Origin of the sequence: Mesorhizobium sp. XAP4, assembly GCF_029269325.1 — a bacterium.
GTDB lineage: Bacteria > Pseudomonadota > Alphaproteobacteria > Rhizobiales > Rhizobiaceae > Mesorhizobium > Mesorhizobium ciceri.
On record NZ_JARIXW010000001.1, the window covers coordinates 337,293 to 356,950 of the forward strand.

Sequence of the window (19,658 nt, forward strand, 5' to 3'; positions counted from 1 at the left end):
AAATCCTGCGGGGAAAGAGCGATCAGGTCATCGTCATGTCGGCGCGGTCGTCGTCGGCAAGAAGTTTTGCATCGACGACCGACCAGCGCAGATCGACCGTGTCACCAATCGAGAACGGTGTGGCTTCCAGCGACGAGCGTACGATGGCGACCGAGCCGTCGCGCAACGTCACCTGGTATTTCGAGCCGGAGCCCAGATAGATCGCCTCGCTGACTTGACCGGTGAGGCTGTTCTGCCCGGCGGCGGGAGGCGTGTTGGTGCCGGCAAGCAAAAGCTTCTCCGGCCGCAGCAGGACCACCGGTTTGCGGCCGCTGGCGAGCTTGCCGTTGGCCACGATCTTCTGGCCGGCGATCGTCAGGCTGGTCTCGCTTCCGGACGTCTGGGCGGTGCCACGCAAACTGGTCGATTCGCCGATGAACTTGGCCACGAACAGGGTCGTCGGCTCGTCGTAGAGCTGGCGGCCGGTTCCGACCTGTTCGATGCGGCCCTGATTGAAGACGGCGATGCGGTCGGACAGGACCAGCGCCTCTTCCTGGTCGTGCGTCACATAGACGAAGGTGGTGCCGAGTTCGCGATGGATGCGCTTGATCTCCAGCTGCAGCCATTCGCGCAGTTTCTTGTCGAGCGCGCCGAGCGGTTCGTCCATCAACAGCAGCGGCGGATCGAAGACGATGGCGCGCGCCAGCGCCACGCGCTGCTGCTGGCCGCCGGAAAGTTCGGAGGGATAGCGATGCGCGAAGTCGGCCATCTTGACCATGTCCAGCGCGCGCACGACGAGACGGTCGCGCGCCTGCTTGTCCATGTCGCGCAAGGTGAGGGGATAGGCGACGTTCTTGCCGACCGTCATATGCGGAAACAGCGCGTAGTGCTGGAAGACAACGCCGATGTTGCGCTTGTGGGCCGGCAGGGCGACGATGCTTTTGCCGCCGACGGCGAGGTCGCCGGAGGTGAGGTCGGTGAAGCCCGCCACGACGTTGAGCGTCGTGGTCTTGCCTGAGCCGCTGGGGCCGAGCAGCGTCATGAACTCGCCCGGCTCGATATGCAGGCTGACATCGTCGAGTGCGGTGAAATTGCCGTAGCGCTTGGTTGCGCCCTTGATGTCGATGGCCGCGCCGCGTTTCCTCGCAGTCATCTCAACTCCTCGTCGATTTCGAGCTGATGATCAGCCCGGCGCTGATGATCAGCGTCGTGGCAATGAAGATGATGGTTCCGACGGCCGTCACCGTCGGATCGGCGTCGCGGGTGATGCTGGTGAAGATCTGCACCGGCAAGGTCTTCAGGTAGGGACTGGTGATGAACAGCGCGACGATGATCTCATCGAAGGAGGTGACGAACGCAAACAAAAGCCCGGACAGGATGCCGGGCGCGATCAGCGGCAAGGTCACGGTGCGGAATGTGGTGAAGCGGTTGGCGCCGAGACTTGCCGCCGCCGTCTCCAGCCGCGCGTCGAAGACTTCGAGGCTTGCCGACACGGCGATGATGACGAAGGGGATCGCCAGCATCGTATGTGCGATGACGAAGCCGGTGGTGGTGCCGACGAGCTGGTAGTCGAGATAGACGGCGTAGATGCCGATGGCCAGCACCACGCCGGGCACGATCATCGGCGTGATCAGGATGGCGCGCAGCAGGCCGGCGCCGGAATGTTTCATGCGGCTGAGGCCGAGCGACGCCAGCGTGCCGATCAGCGTGGCGGCGACGGCGACGAGGCCCGCGACCCTCAGCGAATTGAAGAAGCTCGACAGCCAATCGGGGTTGGTGAAGAAATTCTCGTACCATTGCCAGGAGAAGCCGGACGGCGGGAAAGCGAGCGACTTCTTCTCGTTGAATGACATCGGGATGATGACCAGCGTCGGCATCACCAGCCAGACGGCGACCAGCAGGCAGAACAGACCGAGCAGAAGGCGGGATGGTGCCAGTCTCATGATCTGGACGCCTGCTTGTGGCGCTGGCGCATCAGCGGGGCGGCGAGCGCCAGAAGCACGAAGGTCGCGACCAGCAGCACGACGCCCATGGCGCCGCCGCGGCCCCAGTTGAGCAGGCTGAGCACCTGGCTCTGCACCAGCGTCGACAGCATGGTGCTGCGCGGGCCGCCGAGCAGGGCAGGCGTGATGTAGAAGCCGAGCGACAGGATGAAGACGATGATGGCGCCGGCGAAAACGCCGGGCAGCGACAGGGGCAGATAGATTTGCAGGAAGGCGCGTGCCGGGCGCGCACCAAGGCTGCGCGCCGCCTGCACGAGGCGCAGATCGATGCCGCGCATGACCGAATAGAGCGGCAGGATCATGAACGGCAGCAGCACCTGCGCCATGCCGATGACGACGCCGGTCTGCGTGCGGATCAGCTTCACGCCGTCAAAGCCGAGCAGCCTGATGACCGAATTGATGATGCCGGAATCCTGCAGCAGGATGACCCAGGCCAGGGTGCGCACCACGCCGCTGACCCAGAACGGCACCAAAACGCACAGGATGAGGACCAGCCGCAGGCGCGGTCCGACCGCCGTCATGAGATAGGCATAGGGGTAGGCGGCGATGACGCAAACGATGGTGACCCAGGCTGCGATGGAAAAGGTGCGCCACAGGACGGTGACGTTCACCGGGGTGGAAAAGAACCAGACATAGTTCTGCAAGCCCCAAGATGGGTCCGAGAAGCTGCGCAGCGTGACGGTCAGCAAGGGATAGCCCATCGCGGCGATGAGCAAAGCCAAGGCGGGCATCGCCAGCAGCGAAGGATAGGCAGCAAGGTGCGGGCGCCGCTGCGGCGCCCGCACGGCACCTGGCGGCCGAGGATGATCACCCCCGGCCGTCGGCGTATGCGATGTCCGGCTCACGCCGTCACCTCAGCGGTAGCCGGCTCAGTTGCCGGCCATCAGCGCTGTCCACTTGTCGGACGCGGCGGCGAAGTTGGCGACCCAGAACTTGATGTTCTGCTGATAGCCGAGCTTGGCGTGGTCCGGCGTGTTGGTCAGAAAGGCGGCGACGGATGCGTCGACCTTCGGCTGTGCCTCGTTGTTGATCGGCGAGTAGGAGGTCTGCTCGGTCAGGATCTCCTGCGACTTCTTGCCGAGATAGGCGTTGATCAGCGCGTAGGAAGCGTCGGTGTCCTTGGCGCCGACCGGGATGGTCAGCTGATCCATGACGACCAGCCAGTCCTTCCAAACCGGCGTATAGGCAGCGCCATTCTTGACCGCCGTCATGGCGCGGCCGGTCCACATGATGATCATGTCGGCCTCGCCGGATTCGGCGAGCTGCTGGGATTCTGCGCCCGTCTTCCAGAAGATGGTGTCGGGACCGATCGCCTTGATCTTGGCGATGCCCTTGTCGATGTCGGCCGGCGTCATGGCGTCGACCTTGCCGCCGTCTGCCAGGATGGCCTGTTCGATCAGGCCGCCGAGCGGGCTGCCGCTGCCGTCGATGGCGCGGGTGCCGGGAAATTTCGCGGCGTCGAAGAAGTCCTTCCAGTCCTTCGGCGGATTGTCCTTGTACGTGTCGTTCTTGTACATCAGGACCATGCCGTAGTTCATCGCCGGCACGCTGCACTCGCCGACCTGTCCGGGCGGGATGTGCGAGATGTCGAGCTTGGTCAAATCCAGCTTCTGGAACAGTTTTCCGCAATGCACGAAGGGCGGAAAATCGTCCGTATCGACGACATCCCAGGTCACATTGCCTGATTCGACCTGCGCCTGGAGCTTGGCGATTTCGGTCGGCCCGTCATTCAAAAGCTTGACGCCGCTCTTGTCGACGAATTCCTTGAGGGCGGCGACCTGGCCGTCCTGGTAGATGCCGCCATAGGAGACGAAGGTCAGCGTCTTTCCCTTCAGCGAGCCGTCCACCACGGTCCCGGCCGGCGGTGCGTTCTGCGCGTGAGCGGCGGCCGCAAGCAAGGCCAGTGCGGCGGCGCCGACGAACCCGGCCAATCTTGATCTGCTTCCCATTTTCTAACCCTCCGATGGCTCGCTGTTTGATTTTGGTAGGCCGGGCGCGAGCGTTTTCCGGGCTACATATTGGTCGAGGTCGACGGCGCCGCTGGTCGGCGGCGCAATGATCCACAGCACTTCGGCCACCGTATCGCCGACATTGATCGTCCGGTGGGGCGTCGAGGTCGAATATTCGATGCTATCGCCCTCTTCGAGGGTGAAGCTCTCCTCGCCGAGCGTCAGTTGCACGCGTCCGCGCAGCACGAGGAACATCTCGCTCGCGTTGCCGTGCGTGTAGGGCACGTCGCCGGTCGAGCCGCCGACGGCGAACTCGCCGCAATAGACTTCCATCTCGCGGATCGGCCGGCGCGACAGCAGCGTCTTGCGGTAGCCTTCGCTGGTCGGCAGCGCCGGCCGCTCGCTGCGTGTCAGCACCGCGTGCGGCGACACTTCGCATTCGTCGAAAAGATCGGCGAGGCTGATGCCGAGCGCATTGGCAATCAGCATCAGCGTGCTGGTGTTGGCGCCGGAAAGGCCGCGCTCGAGCTGGCTCAGGAAACTGGCGGTGGTGCCGATCATGTCGCCGAGCTGGCGCAGCGTCAGGCGCCGCGTGGTGCGATAGGCCTTGATCCGATCGCCCAATACCGTCGAGCGGCGCGCTTCGGCGCTGGTCGCGGCATTGTCGTTGAGTGCGTGATCCGCAGCGATTTTCATGGCGATCTCAGGGTTCACTTAACATGCTATTAAGTGGGGCGTCCTGGCAAGCGGATTCGCCTGGTCACCTGAAAATCATCGATGGACCTGCAGAGGGGCATGATCGGCCGACCGGCAACCCGGTTCAGCTCGATCACTGGATCATGAAGCGCGAACTGAATGGCAGGCTTGCCGCGCCGACGGCCTTCGGGCTGATGGTGACGCGCGCCGGCAGCGCTTCGATGCCGGGGAATTCCCGGCCGATGTCGTCGCACAAGGCCTCGGCAATCTTTTGCGGCGCATAACTGGACAGGACGACCGTCCTGAACTCGACAAACTGGGTCAGCGCGGAGATCGACGCTTTCAAGCGGTCGGAACACTCGCCCAGCCATGCGCTGTAGGCCTCGCCCAGATCGGGCCACTCAGGGCTGCTGCTCCAGATGATTTCGGACGGGCGCCCGCGCATGGCCAGTTCGCTCTCCAGGCGCATCAGGCCGTGATCGAAGCTGGCGCTGGAGCTTCCCTTGTAGATCTGGTGGTTGAGGATGAGCCTGCTCTGCAGCCGTGCTCCGAGATAGAAGAATAGATAGTCGTTGAGCGGCTTTGCGACGCCGAACATGCTCTCGCCGCCGGCTGCCGCGGTGATGTCGTTCTGCACGAAAACCGGCAGCTTGATCTGTTCCTCGATCTCGGCCTGCAAGGCTTTCAGCGAGGTGCTCGATCCGTTGCGGGTTGCAGCCATCGTGTCGACATCGTCGGGAACCGCCAGGCCGATGCCGGCAACCCGGCTGCGCGCCTCGACCGGCAGGCTGGTCATGGCTTGCCCGATCGCGCCGAACAGATCGCTGCTTTGCGGAAACGGATTGGCTTCATCCGCCGGCAACTGCGTGTGGAAGCGCACCGTGCCGATGAAGTCGATGAGCGCGATATCGATCCTGCGCCGGCTGAAGCCGACGCCAACCGCATAGGCGCCCTCCGGGTTGAGTGAAAGCGGGATCGTCGGCGGCCCGACGCGGCCGCGCTGCGCCTCGCCCTGCGAGACCAGGCCCTCCTGCTCGAGCGAGCGAACGATGACCGAAGCCGTCTGCGCCGACAGGCCGGTCTTCTCGCCGATTTCCATCCGCGAAATGCCTTCGTTCTGAAGCAGCAGGGATAGCACCAGCCGCTCGTTGTAGCTGCGGACGCTCAATGCGTTCAGCCCGCTCGCACGATCGGCGATGCGCAAGGGATTGGGTGGTGCGAATCTCATGTCAGGCAAAGGTCGCCCCGTCGGTAAGAGCGCGTTGCCTGGCGGCGGTATGGTTGCTCATGTCGAGCGGCTCCAGCCGATGGCATCGACCGCGCGGGCGAGCGCGGCGCCCAGCAATCTGTGCGCCTCGGCATCGATGTGAAAGCCGTCCGCCTCGCTGCACGACACCACCGAGCCGGCATCGAAAAAGTGCAGTTCGAGCGAGTCCGCCAGGACTTCGAATTCGAGCGCGAGCAGGCGCGATTTCTCGGGTGCGCCGGCGAAGATGGACTTCCATTCCTTGACGTCGTCCTGCATCGGCGGCGGCGCCACGATCATGATCTCGGGCGTCGAGCCGCCCGGACCTGGCGCCAGCTCCTTGATGTCGTAGACGAGGCAGCCGATGCCCATGGCCACTTCCGACGGCGGCTTGTTGAAGCGGATCTTCAGATCGTTGGTGCCGAGCATGATGATGACGAGGTCGAGCGTCGCATGGCTCTGCAGGCAAGGCCGAAGATAGGTTCGGCCGTTCTTGTGGGCGCCCTCGATCGGGTCGTCATGGACGGTGGTGCGGCCGCTCAATCCTTCCTCGATGACATACCAGTCAGGGCCCAGCTGAGAACGCAATATGCCCGGCCAGCGTTCACCCGGACCATAGCGCTCGAGCGGCCCCCTGCCGGGGATCTGGCCGTGCGTGTTGGAGTCGCCGTAGCACAAGACTGATCGCATGTTTTTTCCCGCCGGGACAGACTGCGCGCCGATGCCGGCGAGCGCCAATCATGATGGATAGAGGAGCGGCGAAAGGCAAGCAAATGGAATAGTCATTCAACATGACTAACTATTGACAGAGCGTATCCGCTGTGCTTCTAAAGTGGCCGGAGGAGTTCTCGACCGTCATCATCGTCCAGCAGAAGTTGGGCTTCGACACGCATGTGTTCGGGGGCGGGAGAATTGCGCGCATCGGTCGGTTTGTGACGGGGGCATGCATTGGGAGAGCGTCTCGTGGCCATACGAATTTGTAGGCCGGAGCAACCACAAGGAGGAGTGTTCAATGTTAGGATTGCTGAAAACCGTCGGCCTGGGGATGCTCGTTGCGTCCACGCTTGCCGTGACGTCCCTGGCGCATGCGCAAGACGTCAAGCTGATGGACGGCGTGGCGCCGCGCCCTGACGACACGCGCATGACCGCCGCCGGTGCGTTCAAGAAGGACCCGCCCTGGGTCATCGGCATGAGCGACTTCGGTGTCAACGCAAACACCTGGACGGTGCAGGTGGCGCATGAGGCGGAGAACGCCGCGGCCAAGGACAAGCGCATCTCGAAATTCATCCTGCTCGATGCCGGCTTCGACCAGAAGAAGCAGGTGGCCGATATCGAGGACCTGATCGCACAGCATGTCGACGCCATCATCGTTCAACCGGTGACCAGCACGTCGGCCAATGCCAGCATCGCCAAGGCGGTCGCCGCCGGCATCCCGGTCATCCTTCACACAGGGCGTATCGATTCCGACGCCTACACCACCGAAATCCAGGGCGGCGCCGAGCACTTCGGCAAGGTCATGGGCGACTGGCTGGTGAAGACCGTCGGCGACAACGGCAAGATCTGGGTCCTGCGTGGCCTGGCCGGCCATCCGGAAGACACCAACCGCTACAACGGCCTCCTGGAATCGCTCAAGGGCACGCATGTGCAGATCCTTGCCGAGGAGCATGGCGACTGGCAGTACGACAAGGCCAAGAAGCTGTGCGAGACGCTCTATCTGAACAATCCGCAGGTCGACGGCATCTGGTCGTCCGGCGCCGACATGACGCGCGCCTGCGTCGATGTCTTCAAGCAGTTCGGCACACCCATTCCGCCGATTTCGGGCGAGGGCAACAATGGCTATTTCGGCCAGTGGATCACTGACGGGTTCAAGTCGATCTCTCCGGAATACAGCCCCGCCCAGGGCGCTGCCGGCGTGCGCGCCGCCGTCGCCCTTCTGGAAGGCAAGCAGCTCTACAAGCGCTATGTCTACAATCCCGACGGATGGGACCAGGACAAAGCCAAAAAATACTATCGTGACGACCTGACCGCCAATGTCTGGTGGCCAAGCGAACTGCCGGAAGACAAGCTCAAGGAATATTACGGCAAGAAGTGACGGCGCCGTGGCCGGCGGGGAGTGGACAAACATTCCCCGCAGGCCGTTCCATGTGTTGAATCCGGTTCGTTCGAGGGTTTCGTGACCAATCTTGTCGAGATGTCCCACATTTCGAAGGCATTCGGAGGAAGCAAGGCGCTCCACTCCGTTTCCCTGGACCTCAAGGCGGGCAGCGTCCACGCCCTGATGGGCGAGAACGGTGCCGGCAAATCGACGTTGATGAAGATTCTGGCGGGCGTGCATCAGCCCGATTCCGGCGAGATCTTCATGAGCGGCGAGAAGCTCGATCTGAAGTCGCCGCGCGCCGCGCTCGATGCCGGCATTTCGACCGTTTTCCAGGAGCATTCGCTGCTGCCCAATCTGTCGATCGCCGAGAACATGTTCCTCGGCCGGGAGCCGACGACCCGGTTCGGCTCGATCGACTATCCCGCGATGAAAAGCCAGACCGCCAGGGCGCTTGGCGAACTCGGCCTCACGCTCGACCCGTCGCAACTCGTTTCCAACCTGACGATCGCCGAGCGGCAATTCGTCGAGATCGCGCATTGCATCCAGGCCGACGCCAGCGTGCTCATCCTCGATGAGCCGACGGCGGCGCTCAACGCGGCCGATGTCGATGTGCTCAACCGCAACATCCGCCGGCTGCGCGACAAGGGAAAAGCCATCGTCTACATCTCGCATCGCATGGAGGAGATCTTCGAGTTGTGCGACACGGTGACGGTGCTGAAGGATGGCGCACTGGTCGGCACCAGGACGGTGTCCGAGATCACCACCGACGAACTCATCGCCATGATGGTCGGACGCGAACTCCAGGACCTTTTTCCCGATCGTACGGGCGATGTAGGCGATGAGATACTGCGCGTCGAAAACCTCAAGATCACCGAGACATCGCAGCCGCTGTCGCTGACTTTGCACAAGGGCGAGATCGTCGCCCTGGCCGGGCTGGAAGGGCAGGGCCAGCAGCGCTTCCTGCGATCGCTGATTGGCCGCTACCATCCCTTCGCCGGGACGATTTCCATCAACGGCAAGGCGCTGAAGATGCCGCTCCCGGCGTCGGCGGGCGTTCGGTATTTGCAGCAGCTGAAGGTCGGCTTCGTTCCCGAGGACCGCAAGGAAGAGGGGCTCTTCCTCGCTTTGCCGATCGCCCACAACATCGCCATCGGATTGCATTCGAGGCGCCCTGCACTTGCGCCGGCGCGGCCATATCGAAACGTCATCGCCCGCATGATGGAGGTCATGAACATAAAGGCGGCGGGCCTGTCGGCTGCGGTCGGTTCGCTGTCGGGCGGCAACCAGCAAAAGGTTCTGCTCGGCCGCTACCTTGCCGCCGATCTCGATCTTCTGCTGGTCGAAGAGCCGACGCGCGGCGTCGACATCGGCGCCAAGTCCGAGATCTACCATCTTCTGCGGGACTTCACCGCGAAGGGCGGCGCGGTGCTGGTGCTGTCGCGCGAGACGATCGAGCTGATCGGGCTCTGCGACCGCATCTACGTCGTCCATCACGACACGATCGTGGCCGAAATGCCGGCAGCGCAGGCGAGCGAACACAAGATTCTCGACGCGGCCCTCATGGGCGGCTCCACGCGCCAGCATTAGGGGCCTGCCATGGTTCGTTCGGTTTTCAACATCCTGAATGGCCGGAACACGCGGCAGGGCCTGTGGGGCCTGCCGCTGCTGGTCGCCTTGCTCATTTCGCTGTGGCTGACCGTCGAGACGACGCAGTTCGCCACGGCCGAAAACCTCTTCAACCTGGTTGCCCAGGCGATGCCGCTGATCATCGCGGCGATCGGACAGCTCGTCGTCGTGCTCATCGGCGGGCTCGACCTGTCGGTCGGCTCGGTCATCAGCTTCACCACCGCGGTGCTGGCGCTCGACCAGCCAGCGATTGTGTTGATCCCGGCGGTCTTCGTGCTGGCGGCAGTCATCGGGCTGATCAACGGTCTGGCGATCACCCGTTTCAACGTCCATCCGATCATCGCGACGCTGTCGACGCAGTACATCGTGCTCGGCATCACGCGCATCCTGCGGCCCGTCTCCGGCGGCACGGTGCCGGAGATCGTCATCGATGCCGTCTCGGGCAGTTTCCTCGGCATTCCCTATCCGGTTTTCTGGGGCATCGTCGTGATCCTGGCAGCGTGGAAACTGCTCTACGGATCCCGGTATGGGCTGCATCTGTTTGCGATCGGCGGCGGCATCGCGTCCGGCGCCGAGAGTGCTGCCCGCAATTTCGGCGTCTCCGACCGCCGCAACATCATCCTCGCCTATGTGATCTGTTCCTGTTTCGCAGCCGTTGCCGGTGTCTTCCTGGCCGGGCGCATCGTGTCGGGCGATCCGAATGTTGGGCTGCTTTTCGAACTCGATACCGTCACCGCCGTGGCGCTTGGAGGCACCCAGCTTTCCGGTGGCATAGGCAGCCTGCACGGCACCGTGATCGGCGCGCTGGTCATGGCGCTGCTGGCCAATGGCATGAACCTTGCCAACGTCTCGCCGTTCGTCCAGACCGCGATCAAGGGCGGCATCCTGCTGGCGGTGGTCGGGCTGCAATCCCGCAAGAAGATGGGGCTCTGAAAGATGGCTGCCGTTCTCGCAAATCCGATCGCCCGGCGCCTGCTGCGCATACCGCCGTCCTATTTTGTCTTCCTCGTGCTGCTGGCCACGCTGTGGATCGCACGGCCGAACATGCTCAACCTCAACATCATGGGTATCTTCGTCAGGCAGATCGTCCCGCTCGGCATCCTGGTTCTGGGGCAGCTCGTCGTCATGCGGGTGAAGTCGATCGACCTTTCCGGCGGCGGCATCATCCTGCTCATCAACTATTTCATTTCGTCGGGCACTTTCCCCGGCGCGTCGATGCCTTTCTTCGTCGTGCTGGCGCTCGGTACCGGCCTCGTCATCGGCCTGTTCAACGGCTTCATGATAGGGAGCCGGCGGGTGTCGGCGGTCATCGTCACGCTGGCGGTCAGCATCATCCTGGTCGGGCTGGTGCAGTTCCTGTCGAGCGGCAATCCGCCCGGCGATGTGCCGAAGCTGTTCAACGACCTCTACAACACGAAATTCCTGTCGGTTCCGACGCCGGTGCTGTTCTGGGTCCTGCTGACCGCTTTGGTGTGGCTGCTGCTGTCGCGGACCGTCTTTGGCCGCTACGTCGCCTCGGTCGGGGAGAATGCCGAAGCCGCGCATTTTTCCGGCGTGCCGGTCCAGCGCACGGTGATCCTTGCGCACACGCTCGCCGGCCTGATCGCGGCGATCGCGGCCCTGGTACAGACCGGTTCGATCGCCGTCGGCAGCGTCCGTGTCGGCCTCGACCTGCCGATCCTGGCGGTCGCGGCAACGATCCTCGGCGGCGTCGTCTTCGGTCGCGGCGACGGTGGCGTCTGGGGACCTTTCTTCGGGGCGTTGTGCTTTGCGCTGCTGTTCGTGGTGATGACGGTGCTCGGCATCGACGAGCCCGGCAAGCTCATCGCGCAGGGCGTCATCATCCTGGGTGCCGCGATCTTCTACGGAGTGCGGGTGCGAAACCCCTGACCTGAGACGGCGAAAAGCAAGCCGACCGGCGTTCGCCGGGACTGACAAATCCACGCGTTCAGACAATTGCAAACAGATGGAGAAACATGGATGTCACCGCCAAAAAACATCATGTGCTACGGCGACTCGCTGACCTGGGGCTGGGTTCCGGTCAAGGAGGGGTCGCCGACCTACCGCTACCCCTATGACCAGCGCTGGACCGGTGTGATGGCGGCGGCGCTGGGAGGGGGCTACCACATCATCGAGGAAGGCCTGAGCGCGCGCACGACCTGTCTCGACGACCCCAACGATCCGCGCCTGAACGGGGCGAACTACCTGCCCTCGGCCATCGCCAGCCATCTGCCGCTGGACCTGGTCATCGTCATGCTCGGCACCAACGACACCAAGTCCTATTTCCGCCGGACGCCTTATGAGATCGCCAATGGAATGGCGAAACTGGTCGGGCAAATCCTGACCAGTGCCGGCGGCATCGGCACCCCTTATCCGGCCCCCAAGGCGCTGGTCATTGCGCCGCCGCCGCTGACCCCGATGCCCGATCCATGGTTCGAGGGCATGTTCGGCGGCGGGCACGAAAAATCCAGGGACCTGGCCAGGCAGTACAAGGCGATGGCGGATTTCATGAAGATCGATTTCCTCAATGCCGGCGATTACCTCACCACGGACGGTGTCGACGGAATTCATTTCACCGCCGCAAACAACGCCGATCTGGGACGCGCCGTCGCCGACAAGGTCAAGTCGATCCTCGAGCCGGGCCAGGTCAGCACCGCCGCTTGAAGCCGCCACGCCCGTCGGCTTGCGGCACACAGGCCCACGGCGCAGGTGTGTCGCAGGTTCCTCCGGCGATGCACATCGATGCGGGGCCGAACGATGCGTTTGGCCCCGCGTTGATATGGCGCCTGGCGCCGGCAGATGTGCGTCGATCTAGGGGCTTGGCCTCGGAACATCATCGGCCGATGCTTTGGTTTGACGATCGAAGACGACCGCCAGGCCGTTCTTGACGGCAAGTGCGGCGACCATGTCGTCGAGCTCGCGATCGGGAATGGCGGGTTTGAGGACCTGCCGGATGGCCCGATAGGCCTGCTCGGTCGACACATAGTCATAGCGCTTTTTACGCGCTTCCACATATTGCTCGATGAGAATGCCCAATCGGCGGGCGGCTATGTCATCTGGCTGCTGCAAGGGAGCCTCCTCAAGCGTCGATCGTTTGCAGACCCCTCGGATGTAAAAACCCACGCTGCGAAAGTTAAGGCCTGCGGCTGGTCCGAAGCCAAATAAATACGCTGTGGTCATCGACGATCCGCACGGCAGCCAAGCCAAGCGTCGGTCAAAGCCTTGGGCGAAATAGGGCGGCAGCGATCGGCTCCCAAGCGCGGAGCGATCCGCCCAGACGTGCATTCACAACAGCGCCGACAGAGCGGCCATGAAGTGGTCGTTTTCCGAAGTCGAGCCGATGCTGACACGCACATAGGTGTCAGAGCCCTGCTGCTTCCAAGGTTTGACGATGACCCCTTGCCGCAGCAGGCCTTCGACGAAGACGGAGGCATCTTGCCGGCAGTTGAAGAACAGGAAATTGCCTCTGGAGGCGGCGACGTCGAGGCCCTTGCTCGCCAGGAAAGTCTCGACGCGTTTTCTCTCCGCCCTGGCCAGAGCTACGACCCTGGCGAGGTGTTCGTCATCGGCCAGCGCCGCGAATGCTGCGGCCTGGGCCATGCCGTTGGCGTTGAAATGCGTGCGGACGCGGTCCAGCAGCGCGCGCAGCTCCGGGTCGCCGACGATGCCGAAGCCGATCCGCAATCCGGCCAGGCCGAACGCCTTGGAAAAGGTCCGAAGCACGATCCAGGGCCGGTCGAGCTTTCCCAGATAGGGCAGGGATGACGCATAGTCGTCGCCCTTGGCATATTCGGCATAGGCTTCGTCGATGACGATCAGCGTCTCGTCGCTCGTCGCATCCAGAACCCTCGACAGATCGCCGCCGGAGAGCCAGCTGCCGACCGGGTTCATCGGGTTCGAGAACAGCAGCATGCGCGGCCGTTCGCGCACCGCCTCGACCAGCGCATCGACATTGATGGTCAGATCGTCGTTGACGACAACGCGCTTGACGGTAGCGCCCATCAACGTCGTGTAGTCCTCATGCAGCGGAAACGACGGATAGAGCGTGACGACGGCGTCGCCCGGCCGCAACACGGCGCGGCTGATGACGGAGAGAAGATCTTCGGAACCATTGCCGAGGATAATCTGGTCCTCGGCGACGGCATATTTGTCGCCGATCGCCTGGCGCAGCTTGCGCCCGGCAGGGTCCGGATAGAGGCGGAACATCTCGGAGCCGGCATGCATCGTCGTGGCGAGGGTCGGGCTGGGCCCGAGCGGGTTTTCGTTCGAGCCCAGTTTGGCGATTCTGGCCGGTGCGTATCGTTTCCGCACCTCGTCAATGGTCAGTCCGGAATTGTAGGGCGACAGGCGGTTGACTTCGGTGCGGACCATATCCGAGGCTTTCGACACGGGCTGGCTCCTCTGCGGTGGATTTCGTCATCCGTACCGCAGCTGAAATGCTTTGTATATGCTTGTATATGTAAGCTGACCTGATAGTCTCTACGCCGAAGCGGAAACCGACACCGACCAGGAGGATCATATGCGCAACGCTTCTCTCTTCGATCTCTCCGGCAGGAAGGCGCTTGTCACCGGCGCCAGCCGTGGCATCGGGCGCAGCATCGCCGAAGCGCTGAGCGCTGCCGGCGCCGACGTCGCGGTCACGGCGCGCAGCCTGGCCGCGCTGGAGCACACGACGGTCGCCATCCGCGCGGCCGGTGGGGTGGCGCATGCCGTCGCTCTCGACGTCACCGATGTCGGCCGCTGCCGCGCAGCCACCAACGAGGCTGCCAGCCTGCTTGGTGGTCTCGACATTCTCGTCAACAATGCCGGGACGGAGGAGGTGCGGCCCTCGCTCGATGTCGACGAGGCGCTGTGGGACAGGATCGTCGACACGAATCTGAAGGGAGCGTTCTTCTGCGCCCAGGCCGCCGCGCGGCAGATGCGCGACGCCGGCCGTCCCGGCACCATCATCAACCTGTGCTCGCTGACGTCGGAAGTCGGAATCCCAACCGCGGTGCCGTATGGCTCGTCGAAGTCCGGCCTGCTCGGCATGACGCGGGCGCTTGCGGCCGAGTGGGCGGAGCTTGGCATAAGGGTCAACGCCATCGCGCCGGGCTATTTCAGGACGGCGATGACGGACGTTTTTTACAACAACGAGGCATGGCAGCACTCCATGCTGGCCAAGATCCCGCAGCGGCGTTTCGGTGATCTCTCCGATCTGCATGGCATCGCCGTGTTCCTCGCTTCGGATGCGGCGGCCTACATAACCGGCCAGTCCATTCCGGTCGATGGCGGCTTTCTCGCCTCGATCTGATGAGGCAGGTTTATCTCGGTAGTTTCGACGGGAAGGATGATGGAAAAATCGCTGGCGACCATCACATAGACATGTATATACTTTTGGCCGAGTGAAGCCTCTCGACGGCTTTGATCCTTGTTCAGGGTCGACCTGTCGGCCCGCAGCATATGGCCGGCCTGCGCCAGCCGTCATTGCGTTCCAAGAGTTCCAGGAGAACGAGCAGCCATGTCCGACATCAGCTTCCACGATTTGTCATCCATCGATGCCGACCAGCGCGCCAGTCTGCTGAAGCGCGCCGAGGCCGATCTGACGGTCTTCGTCGAGAAGGTCCGGCCGATCATCCAGGCCGTCAAGGACGAAGGCGACGCCGCCTTGATCCGCTTCGCCAGGGAACTCGACAAGGCCAATGTCGCCGAGGGCGAGCTGCAGGTGTCGGAAGCCGAGTTCGACGCGGCGTTCGACAAGGTGGAAAAGGACGTCGTCGAGAGCATCCAGTTCGGCATCGACAACATCAGGCATTTCCATGAGGAGCAGAAGCCGGAAACGATGTGGCTCAAGGAAGTCCGGCCGGGCGCCTATGCCGGCGACCGGTACACGCCGATCGCTTCCGTTGCGCTCTACGTGCCGCGCGGCAAGGGTGCTTTCCCATCGGTGACGATGATGACGTCGGTGCCGGCGGTGATTGCCGGCGTGCCGCAAATCGCCATCGTGACGCCGCCGACATCGGATGGTTCGGTGGACGCGGCAACGTTGGTCGCCGCACGCCTCGCCGGCGTCGGAACCGTCTACAAATGCGGCGGCGCTCAGGCAGTTGCCGCCGTCGCCTACGGCACGGAGACGGTGAAGCCCGCGCTCAAGATCGTCGGCCCCGGCAGCCCCTGGGTGGTGGCGGCCAAGAGCGTGCTGTCGTCGGTCATCAACACAGGCCTTCCGGCCGGGCCGTCCGAAGCGATCATCTTTGCCGATGACAGCGTCGACGGCGGGCTTGCTGCGCTCGACCTGTTGATCGAAGCCGAGCACGGGCCGGATTCTTCGGCCTATCTGGTGACGCACAGCCGCAAGGTCGCCGAAGCCGCATTGGCTGCAATCCCGGAGCACTGGTCGCGGATGACCGAGCAGCGTGTCGAGTTTTCACGCGCGGTGCTGACCGGCAAGCGCGGTGGCATCGTGCTGACCGCGTCGCTGGAAGACAGCTACCGCTTCATCAACGACTATGCGCCCGAACATCTCGAGATCCTGTCGAAGGAGCCGTTCGCGCATCTCGGGCGCATCACCGAGGCGGCTGAAATCCTGATGGGGCCGCACACGCCGGTGACGCTGGCCAATTTCGTGCTTGGACCCAATGCGGTGCTGCCGACCAGCCGTTGGGCGCGGACCTACGGGCCGCTTTCGGTGACGGATTTCGTCAAGCGCTCGTCGGTCGGCTATGTCACCTCGGTGGCCTATCGGGAACTCGCTCTGCACGCCCGCAGGCTCGCCCGCTACGAGGGCTTCAGCTCGCATGAGAACGCGGTCTCGGAGATCCGCGACCGCTATCTTGCCGGCTGAGCGGAACCGATCGAGATGAAGGCGGCACGACTTTACGGGCCCGGCGATCTGCGCGTCGAGGACATCGCGACGCCGGGCGCGCCGGATGCAGGCTGGGTGAAGCTCAGGGTCGATGCCGCCGGCATCTGCGGTTCGGACCTGCATAATTTCCGCACGGGACAGTGGATAAGCCGGTCGCCTTCGACGGCCGGCCATGAGCTGACCGGCACGGTGACCGCCACCGGCGAGGGCGTCGACGCCTTCGCTATCGGTGACAGGGTTGTCGCCGATTCCCGCTTCTGGTGCGGAGACTGCGCGCAATGCCAAGCCGGCAGGCATCATCTCTGCGCGTCACTGGGCTTCGTCGGAGAGGTCTGCGACGGCGGTTTTGCCGAACAGGCGGTGCTGCCTGCACGGCTTTTGCATATCATCGGTGCCGGGCTCGACGAGCGGGTCGCGGCAATGGCCGAGCCGCTGGCGGTGGCGCTGCACGCGGTGCGGCGCCTGCCGAAAACGACAGGCTCCGTGCTGGTCGTCGGCTGCGGGCCTATCGGCGGTCTTGCCGCCCTGCTGTTGTCGCGGACCTTCGCCGGCACCGTGCTGATCGCCGACCGCAACCAGAGCCGCTGCGCCCGGGTGGCGCGGGTGACGGGTGCCCGGATCGTCGATCTGAGCCGGGACGCCGTTGCCGCCGCAACTGCCAATGCCCCGCTGCTCGCGGCCATCGAGGCGACCGGCAGCGTCGCGGCGCTCAATCAGATGCTCGGCGTTCTCGATCCCGGCGGTACGATCGCCATGGTCGGCATCTTCCACGGCCGCCTCGACATTGATCCCAATACGCTGGTCGAACGCGAAATCGGGTTGCTGGGATGCCATGCCTTTGCCGACGAACTGCCCGAGGCCGTGCGGATGCTGGGTGAATTGAGCGAACCGCTGCTGGCGCTGATCGACCAGGAGATCGGCCTGGATGACATTCCGGCTGCCTATGAGCGGCTGTTGGCGGGGCGCAGCGACGGCTTGAAAACAATCATCCGCATGCGGCAACCTGTCGAGCAGTCGTGATTTCCGATGAATCGCCGGAAAGGACTTTTGAAATGATCACTTTGCCCGACACCGCCAGCCCTCTTTACGAGAAGGTGAAGGACTACATCCTGGCAAACATCGGAACGGGCCGGTGGGGCAAAGATCGCAAGCTGCCGTCCGAGAATGAGTTGGTCGCTTCACTCGGCGTCTCGCGGATGACGGTTCACCGGGCACTCAGAGAATTGACCTCGGCCGGGTTTCTGATCCGCCTGCAAGGTGTGGGGACCTTCATCGCGCCGCCTAGGCCACAGTCGACGCTGATCGAGATCAACAACATCGCAGCCGAGATCGTCGAGCGCGGCAACAGACATCGTTCCGAAGTCCTCGTCCTCGAAACCATCATGCCGACAAAAGAGCTGGCGCTGTCGTTCGAATTTCCAAAGCGCGTCTCGATCTATCATTCCGTCGTCGTCAATTTCGAGAACGATCTGCCGGTGCAACTCGAAGAGCGCTTCGTCAATCCGAGCCTTATCCCCGACTATGACAAGCAGGATTTTTCGAAGACGGCGACCTATGACTACCTCATGCAGAAAACCCCGGTGACCGAGGTCGAGCATATCATTTCCGCCGTCCCGGCGGATGCCGAGACGGCGCGGCATCTGGGCATCGATGTCGGCGCCTGCTGCCTTTTCCTGCACCGCCGGACATGGACGGGCGCGGTGGTGGCGACGATCAGCAAGCTGACTTATGCCGGCAGCCGCTACTCGCTCGGCAGCCGCTATTCCCCTTCAAAAAGCAGCTGACGGAAGCAGGTCGAATGCAAGAGCGACAGATGACGCCGGCGCCGAGCCGCACGGCGCGGATCCGGGCACTCGCGCAGCATGATGTTGCCGAAGCACAAAGCGCGCTGGCGGCATTGCTGGGCGACCTGTTCGCGATGCGCCCCCGCGATGTCCGCATCAACTTCGATAAATACAGCCTCAATTCGTTGAACGGCTTCTTCGAGGACGACGGCAAGGCCTACTTCTTCAAGTTCCATCAGGAGGAGCGGGAAGAGGCGATGACGGGCGAGTATTACCGCGCCGAGATTCTGTCGCGCGCCGGCCTGCCGGTTGATCAACCCGTGCATATGTCGGCCCAACCGGGCGAGCAGATCCTTGTCTATCGGCGGCGCACGGATCCGAGGTTTTCGGATGTGCTGTTCGCGCTGGATGCGCAGGACGATGCCGGCAAACGGCGAGAAGCCGTTCTTGCCGAGCGCGACCTGTCGGCCAGGCTGCTCAAGGTCTATCTCGAAACGCTGCATCCGGTAGCCGTCGAGGAGGTGGCGGCGGAACCGATCCACAGGCTGTTTCATGAGCGGCTGATCGATGCCGAGACACGCTTGTCGCCAGGCGGCCGGCTGGCCGATTTCTATGTCGGCAAGCCGTTCGTCTTTCCCGGTGCCGAGCTGGATTGGGATCGGTTTTCCCGGCTGAAATTCGTCATCAACGGCCAGCAGTACACCGACAGCGTCGGTGAGCTTTTCGATGCCGCCGCAGTGCGCTTGCGGCCGGACCGGCTTGCCGATGCAGGCGGCGTGGTCGCGCATGGCGACGCCCACAACGCCAATGTCTGGTACACGGCGAAGGCGGGGAGGGCGGAGCTGTCCTTCTTCGATCCCGCCTTTGCCGGCTCGCATATCCCCACGCTGCTGGCGGAGGTGAAGGCGACGTTCCACAACATCTTCGCCCACCCGTTCTGGCTCTATGATCCGGCGACCGCGACCGAGGCTTTTCGCGCCCATGCGCGGCTGGACGGAAACCTGCTCCATGTCGACACGGACTGGGACCTGAGCCCCGTCCGCCGCGACCTGCTGGAGGTCAAGGCCACAGCGCTGTGGCGGCCATTGCTGCTTGAGCTCAAACGGCGCGGCATGCTGCCGGCCGATTGGCGCGCGGTGCTCCGGGCCGGTCTCTTCCTGTCGCCGACGCTGGTCATGAACCTGCGCACCGGCGTGCGCAGCCACACGTCGGTTTCTTCCCTTATTGCCTTTTCGGTGGCGGTCATGGTCGGCAGCGAACCTGTCGCCGGAACCGATCGGGTGACCGATTTTCTAGACCGGATCGATCCCGGAGAGCGTAAAAATTGAGTCTTTCCAACTTGTATATGCATGTATGTATTTTAGCCTTGACATCCGCTCCCGCTGACGCTGAAATATCCGCGCACTTCACCATGAAGTGGCAGGTAAGACGCC

At 63.4% G+C, this 19,658-nt stretch carries 19 protein-coding genes; 10 read left to right on the forward strand and 9 right to left on the reverse strand.

Annotated features, from left to right (window positions below):
- Nucleotides 1-22 precede the first annotated feature (22 nt).
- The 7 genes from P3C39_RS01710 to P3C39_RS01740 form a co-directional block, all read right to left on the reverse strand.
- Nucleotides 23-1,132, reverse strand: a complete 1,110-nt coding sequence (locus P3C39_RS01710) for an ABC transporter ATP-binding protein (protein ID WP_275952523.1) — start codon at nucleotides 1,130-1,132, stop codon at nucleotides 23-25.
- A 1-nt stretch (nucleotide 1,133) separates the two neighbouring features.
- Nucleotides 1,134-1,922 carry an ABC transporter permease gene (locus P3C39_RS01715; RefSeq protein WP_027160917.1) on the reverse strand — a complete coding sequence of 263 codons (789 nt, stop codon included), beginning with the start codon at nucleotides 1,920-1,922 and terminating at the stop codon, nucleotides 1,134-1,136.
- On the reverse strand, nucleotides 1,919-2,827 hold the full coding sequence (locus tag P3C39_RS01720) for an ABC transporter permease (protein ID WP_275952524.1): 909 nt from the start codon (nucleotides 2,825-2,827) through the stop codon (nucleotides 1,919-1,921). The genes P3C39_RS01715 and P3C39_RS01720 overlap by 4 nt, the downstream gene beginning before the upstream one ends.
- A 24-nt stretch (nucleotides 2,828-2,851) precedes the next feature.
- Complete coding sequence (locus tag P3C39_RS01725; protein ID WP_275952525.1) at nucleotides 2,852-3,931, reverse strand: extracellular solute-binding protein; 1,080 nt, start codon at nucleotides 3,929-3,931, stop codon at nucleotides 2,852-2,854.
- A 3-nt stretch (nucleotides 3,932-3,934) separates the two neighbouring features.
- Nucleotides 3,935-4,627, reverse strand: a complete 693-nt coding sequence (locus tag P3C39_RS01730) for an XRE family transcriptional regulator (protein ID WP_024503956.1) — start codon at nucleotides 4,625-4,627, stop codon at nucleotides 3,935-3,937.
- A 133-nt stretch (nucleotides 4,628-4,760) separates the two neighbouring features.
- Nucleotides 4,761-5,855 (reverse strand): ROK family transcriptional regulator, encoded by a 1,095-nt coding sequence (locus P3C39_RS01735; protein ID WP_064992539.1) that lies wholly within the window; start codon nucleotides 5,853-5,855, stop codon nucleotides 4,761-4,763.
- A 57-nt stretch (nucleotides 5,856-5,912) separates the two neighbouring features.
- A complete protein-coding gene (locus P3C39_RS01740; RefSeq protein ID WP_064992538.1) occupies nucleotides 5,913-6,563 on the reverse strand; it encodes an SGNH/GDSL hydrolase family protein in 651 nt (216 codons plus the stop codon).
- Nucleotides 6,564-6,885: 322 nt separating this feature from the next.
- Here P3C39_RS01740 and P3C39_RS01745 point away from each other — a divergent pair, with 322 nt between their 5' ends.
- The 5 genes from P3C39_RS01745 (at nucleotide 6,886) to P3C39_RS01765 (ending at nucleotide 12,261) form a co-directional block, all read left to right on the forward strand.
- Nucleotides 6,886-7,965, forward strand: a complete 1,080-nt coding sequence (locus tag P3C39_RS01745; RefSeq protein ID WP_275952526.1) for a substrate-binding domain-containing protein — start codon at nucleotides 6,886-6,888, stop codon at nucleotides 7,963-7,965.
- Nucleotides 7,966-8,046: 81 nt separating this feature from the next.
- Entirely contained in the window at nucleotides 8,047-9,558 is a 1,512-nt protein-coding gene (locus P3C39_RS01750; RefSeq protein WP_275952527.1) for a sugar ABC transporter ATP-binding protein, read from the forward strand.
- 9 nt (nucleotides 9,559-9,567) lie between these two features.
- Complete coding sequence (locus P3C39_RS01755) at nucleotides 9,568-10,530, forward strand: ABC transporter permease (protein WP_013530475.1); 963 nt, start codon at nucleotides 9,568-9,570, stop codon at nucleotides 10,528-10,530.
- A gap of 3 nt (nucleotides 10,531-10,533) precedes the next feature.
- A complete protein-coding gene (locus P3C39_RS01760) occupies nucleotides 10,534-11,487 on the forward strand; it encodes an ABC transporter permease (protein WP_063168693.1) in 954 nt (317 codons plus the stop codon).
- Between the two features lie 90 nt (nucleotides 11,488-11,577).
- Nucleotides 11,578-12,261 carry an SGNH/GDSL hydrolase family protein gene (locus P3C39_RS01765; RefSeq protein ID WP_013530477.1) on the forward strand — a complete coding sequence of 228 codons (684 nt, stop codon included), beginning with the start codon at nucleotides 11,578-11,580 and terminating at the stop codon, nucleotides 12,259-12,261.
- 147 nt (nucleotides 12,262-12,408) lie between these two features.
- On the opposite strand, the gene P3C39_RS01770 is transcribed toward P3C39_RS01765, so the two are convergent.
- Together P3C39_RS01770 and P3C39_RS01775 are read right to left on the reverse strand one after the other, a co-directional pair.
- Nucleotides 12,409-12,777 (reverse strand): hypothetical protein, encoded by a 369-nt coding sequence (locus P3C39_RS01770; RefSeq protein WP_275952528.1) that lies wholly within the window; start codon nucleotides 12,775-12,777, stop codon nucleotides 12,409-12,411.
- Between the two features lie 105 nt (nucleotides 12,778-12,882).
- The gene (locus P3C39_RS01775; protein WP_275952529.1) at nucleotides 12,883-13,986 is read right to left on the reverse strand and encodes a histidinol-phosphate transaminase; all 1,104 of its coding nucleotides are present in this window, start codon (nucleotides 13,984-13,986) and stop codon (nucleotides 12,883-12,885) included.
- A gap of 130 nt (nucleotides 13,987-14,116) precedes the next feature.
- On the opposite strand from P3C39_RS01775, the gene P3C39_RS01780 reads away from it, so the two are divergent.
- The 5 genes from P3C39_RS01780 (at nucleotide 14,117) to P3C39_RS01800 (ending at nucleotide 19,553) form a co-directional block, all read left to right on the forward strand.
- Nucleotides 14,117-14,890 carry a glucose 1-dehydrogenase gene (locus P3C39_RS01780; RefSeq protein WP_275952530.1) on the forward strand — a complete coding sequence of 258 codons (774 nt, stop codon included), beginning with the start codon at nucleotides 14,117-14,119 and terminating at the stop codon, nucleotides 14,888-14,890.
- Nucleotides 14,891-15,097: 207 nt separating this feature from the next.
- Nucleotides 15,098-16,420, forward strand: coding sequence for a histidinol dehydrogenase (gene hisD, locus P3C39_RS01785; RefSeq protein WP_275952531.1), 1,323 nt, complete (start codon nucleotides 15,098-15,100; stop codon nucleotides 16,418-16,420).
- A gap of 15 nt (nucleotides 16,421-16,435) precedes the next feature.
- Nucleotides 16,436-17,461, forward strand: coding sequence for a zinc-binding dehydrogenase (locus tag P3C39_RS01790; RefSeq protein ID WP_275952532.1), 1,026 nt, complete (start codon nucleotides 16,436-16,438; stop codon nucleotides 17,459-17,461).
- A gap of 32 nt (nucleotides 17,462-17,493) precedes the next feature.
- Nucleotides 17,494-18,225 carry a histidine utilization repressor gene (gene hutC / locus P3C39_RS01795; RefSeq protein WP_027160906.1) on the forward strand — a complete coding sequence of 244 codons (732 nt, stop codon included), beginning with the start codon at nucleotides 17,494-17,496 and terminating at the stop codon, nucleotides 18,223-18,225.
- 29 nt (nucleotides 18,226-18,254) lie between these two features.
- The gene (locus P3C39_RS01800; RefSeq protein WP_275953154.1) at nucleotides 18,255-19,553 is read left to right on the forward strand and encodes a hypothetical protein; all 1,299 of its coding nucleotides are present in this window, start codon (nucleotides 18,255-18,257) and stop codon (nucleotides 19,551-19,553) included.
- The last annotated feature ends 105 nt before the right edge of the window (nucleotides 19,554-19,658 follow it).

Coding starts and splice junctions, on each gene's coding strand:
- P3C39_RS01780 (WP_275952530.1), top strand. CDS start 14,117: ATGCGCAACGCTTCTCTCTTCGATCTCTCCGGCAGGAAGGCGCTTGTC.
- P3C39_RS01710 (WP_275952523.1), bottom strand. CDS start 1,132: ATGACTGCGAGGAAACGCGGCGCGGCCATCGACATCAAGGGCGCAACC.
- P3C39_RS01790 (WP_275952532.1), top strand. CDS start 16,436: ATGAAGGCGGCACGACTTTACGGGCCCGGCGATCTGCGCGTCGAGGAC.
- P3C39_RS01725 (WP_275952525.1), bottom strand. CDS start 3,931: ATGGGAAGCAGATCAAGATTGGCCGGGTTCGTCGGCGCCGCCGCACTG.
- P3C39_RS01740 (WP_064992538.1), bottom strand. CDS start 6,563: ATGCGATCAGTCTTGTGCTACGGCGACTCCAACACGCACGGCCAGATC.
- P3C39_RS01760 (WP_063168693.1), top strand. CDS start 10,534: ATGGCTGCCGTTCTCGCAAATCCGATCGCCCGGCGCCTGCTGCGCATA.
- P3C39_RS01735 (WP_064992539.1), bottom strand. CDS start 5,855: ATGAGATTCGCACCACCCAATCCCTTGCGCATCGCCGATCGTGCGAGC.
- P3C39_RS01715 (WP_027160917.1), bottom strand. CDS start 1,922: ATGAGACTGGCACCATCCCGCCTTCTGCTCGGTCTGTTCTGCCTGCTG.
- P3C39_RS01800 (WP_275953154.1), top strand. CDS start 18,255: ATGACGCCGGCGCCGAGCCGCACGGCGCGGATCCGGGCACTCGCGCAG.
- P3C39_RS01730 (WP_024503956.1), bottom strand. CDS start 4,627: ATGAAAATCGCTGCGGATCACGCACTCAACGACAATGCCGCGACCAGC.
- hutC (WP_027160906.1), top strand. CDS start 17,494: ATGATCACTTTGCCCGACACCGCCAGCCCTCTTTACGAGAAGGTGAAG.
- P3C39_RS01745 (WP_275952526.1), top strand. CDS start 6,886: ATGTTAGGATTGCTGAAAACCGTCGGCCTGGGGATGCTCGTTGCGTCC.
- P3C39_RS01755 (WP_013530475.1), top strand. CDS start 9,568: ATGGTTCGTTCGGTTTTCAACATCCTGAATGGCCGGAACACGCGGCAG.
- P3C39_RS01765 (WP_013530477.1), top strand. CDS start 11,578: ATGTCACCGCCAAAAAACATCATGTGCTACGGCGACTCGCTGACCTGG.
- hisD (WP_275952531.1), top strand. CDS start 15,098: ATGTCCGACATCAGCTTCCACGATTTGTCATCCATCGATGCCGACCAG.
- P3C39_RS01770 (WP_275952528.1), bottom strand. CDS start 12,777: ATGACCACAGCGTATTTATTTGGCTTCGGACCAGCCGCAGGCCTTAAC.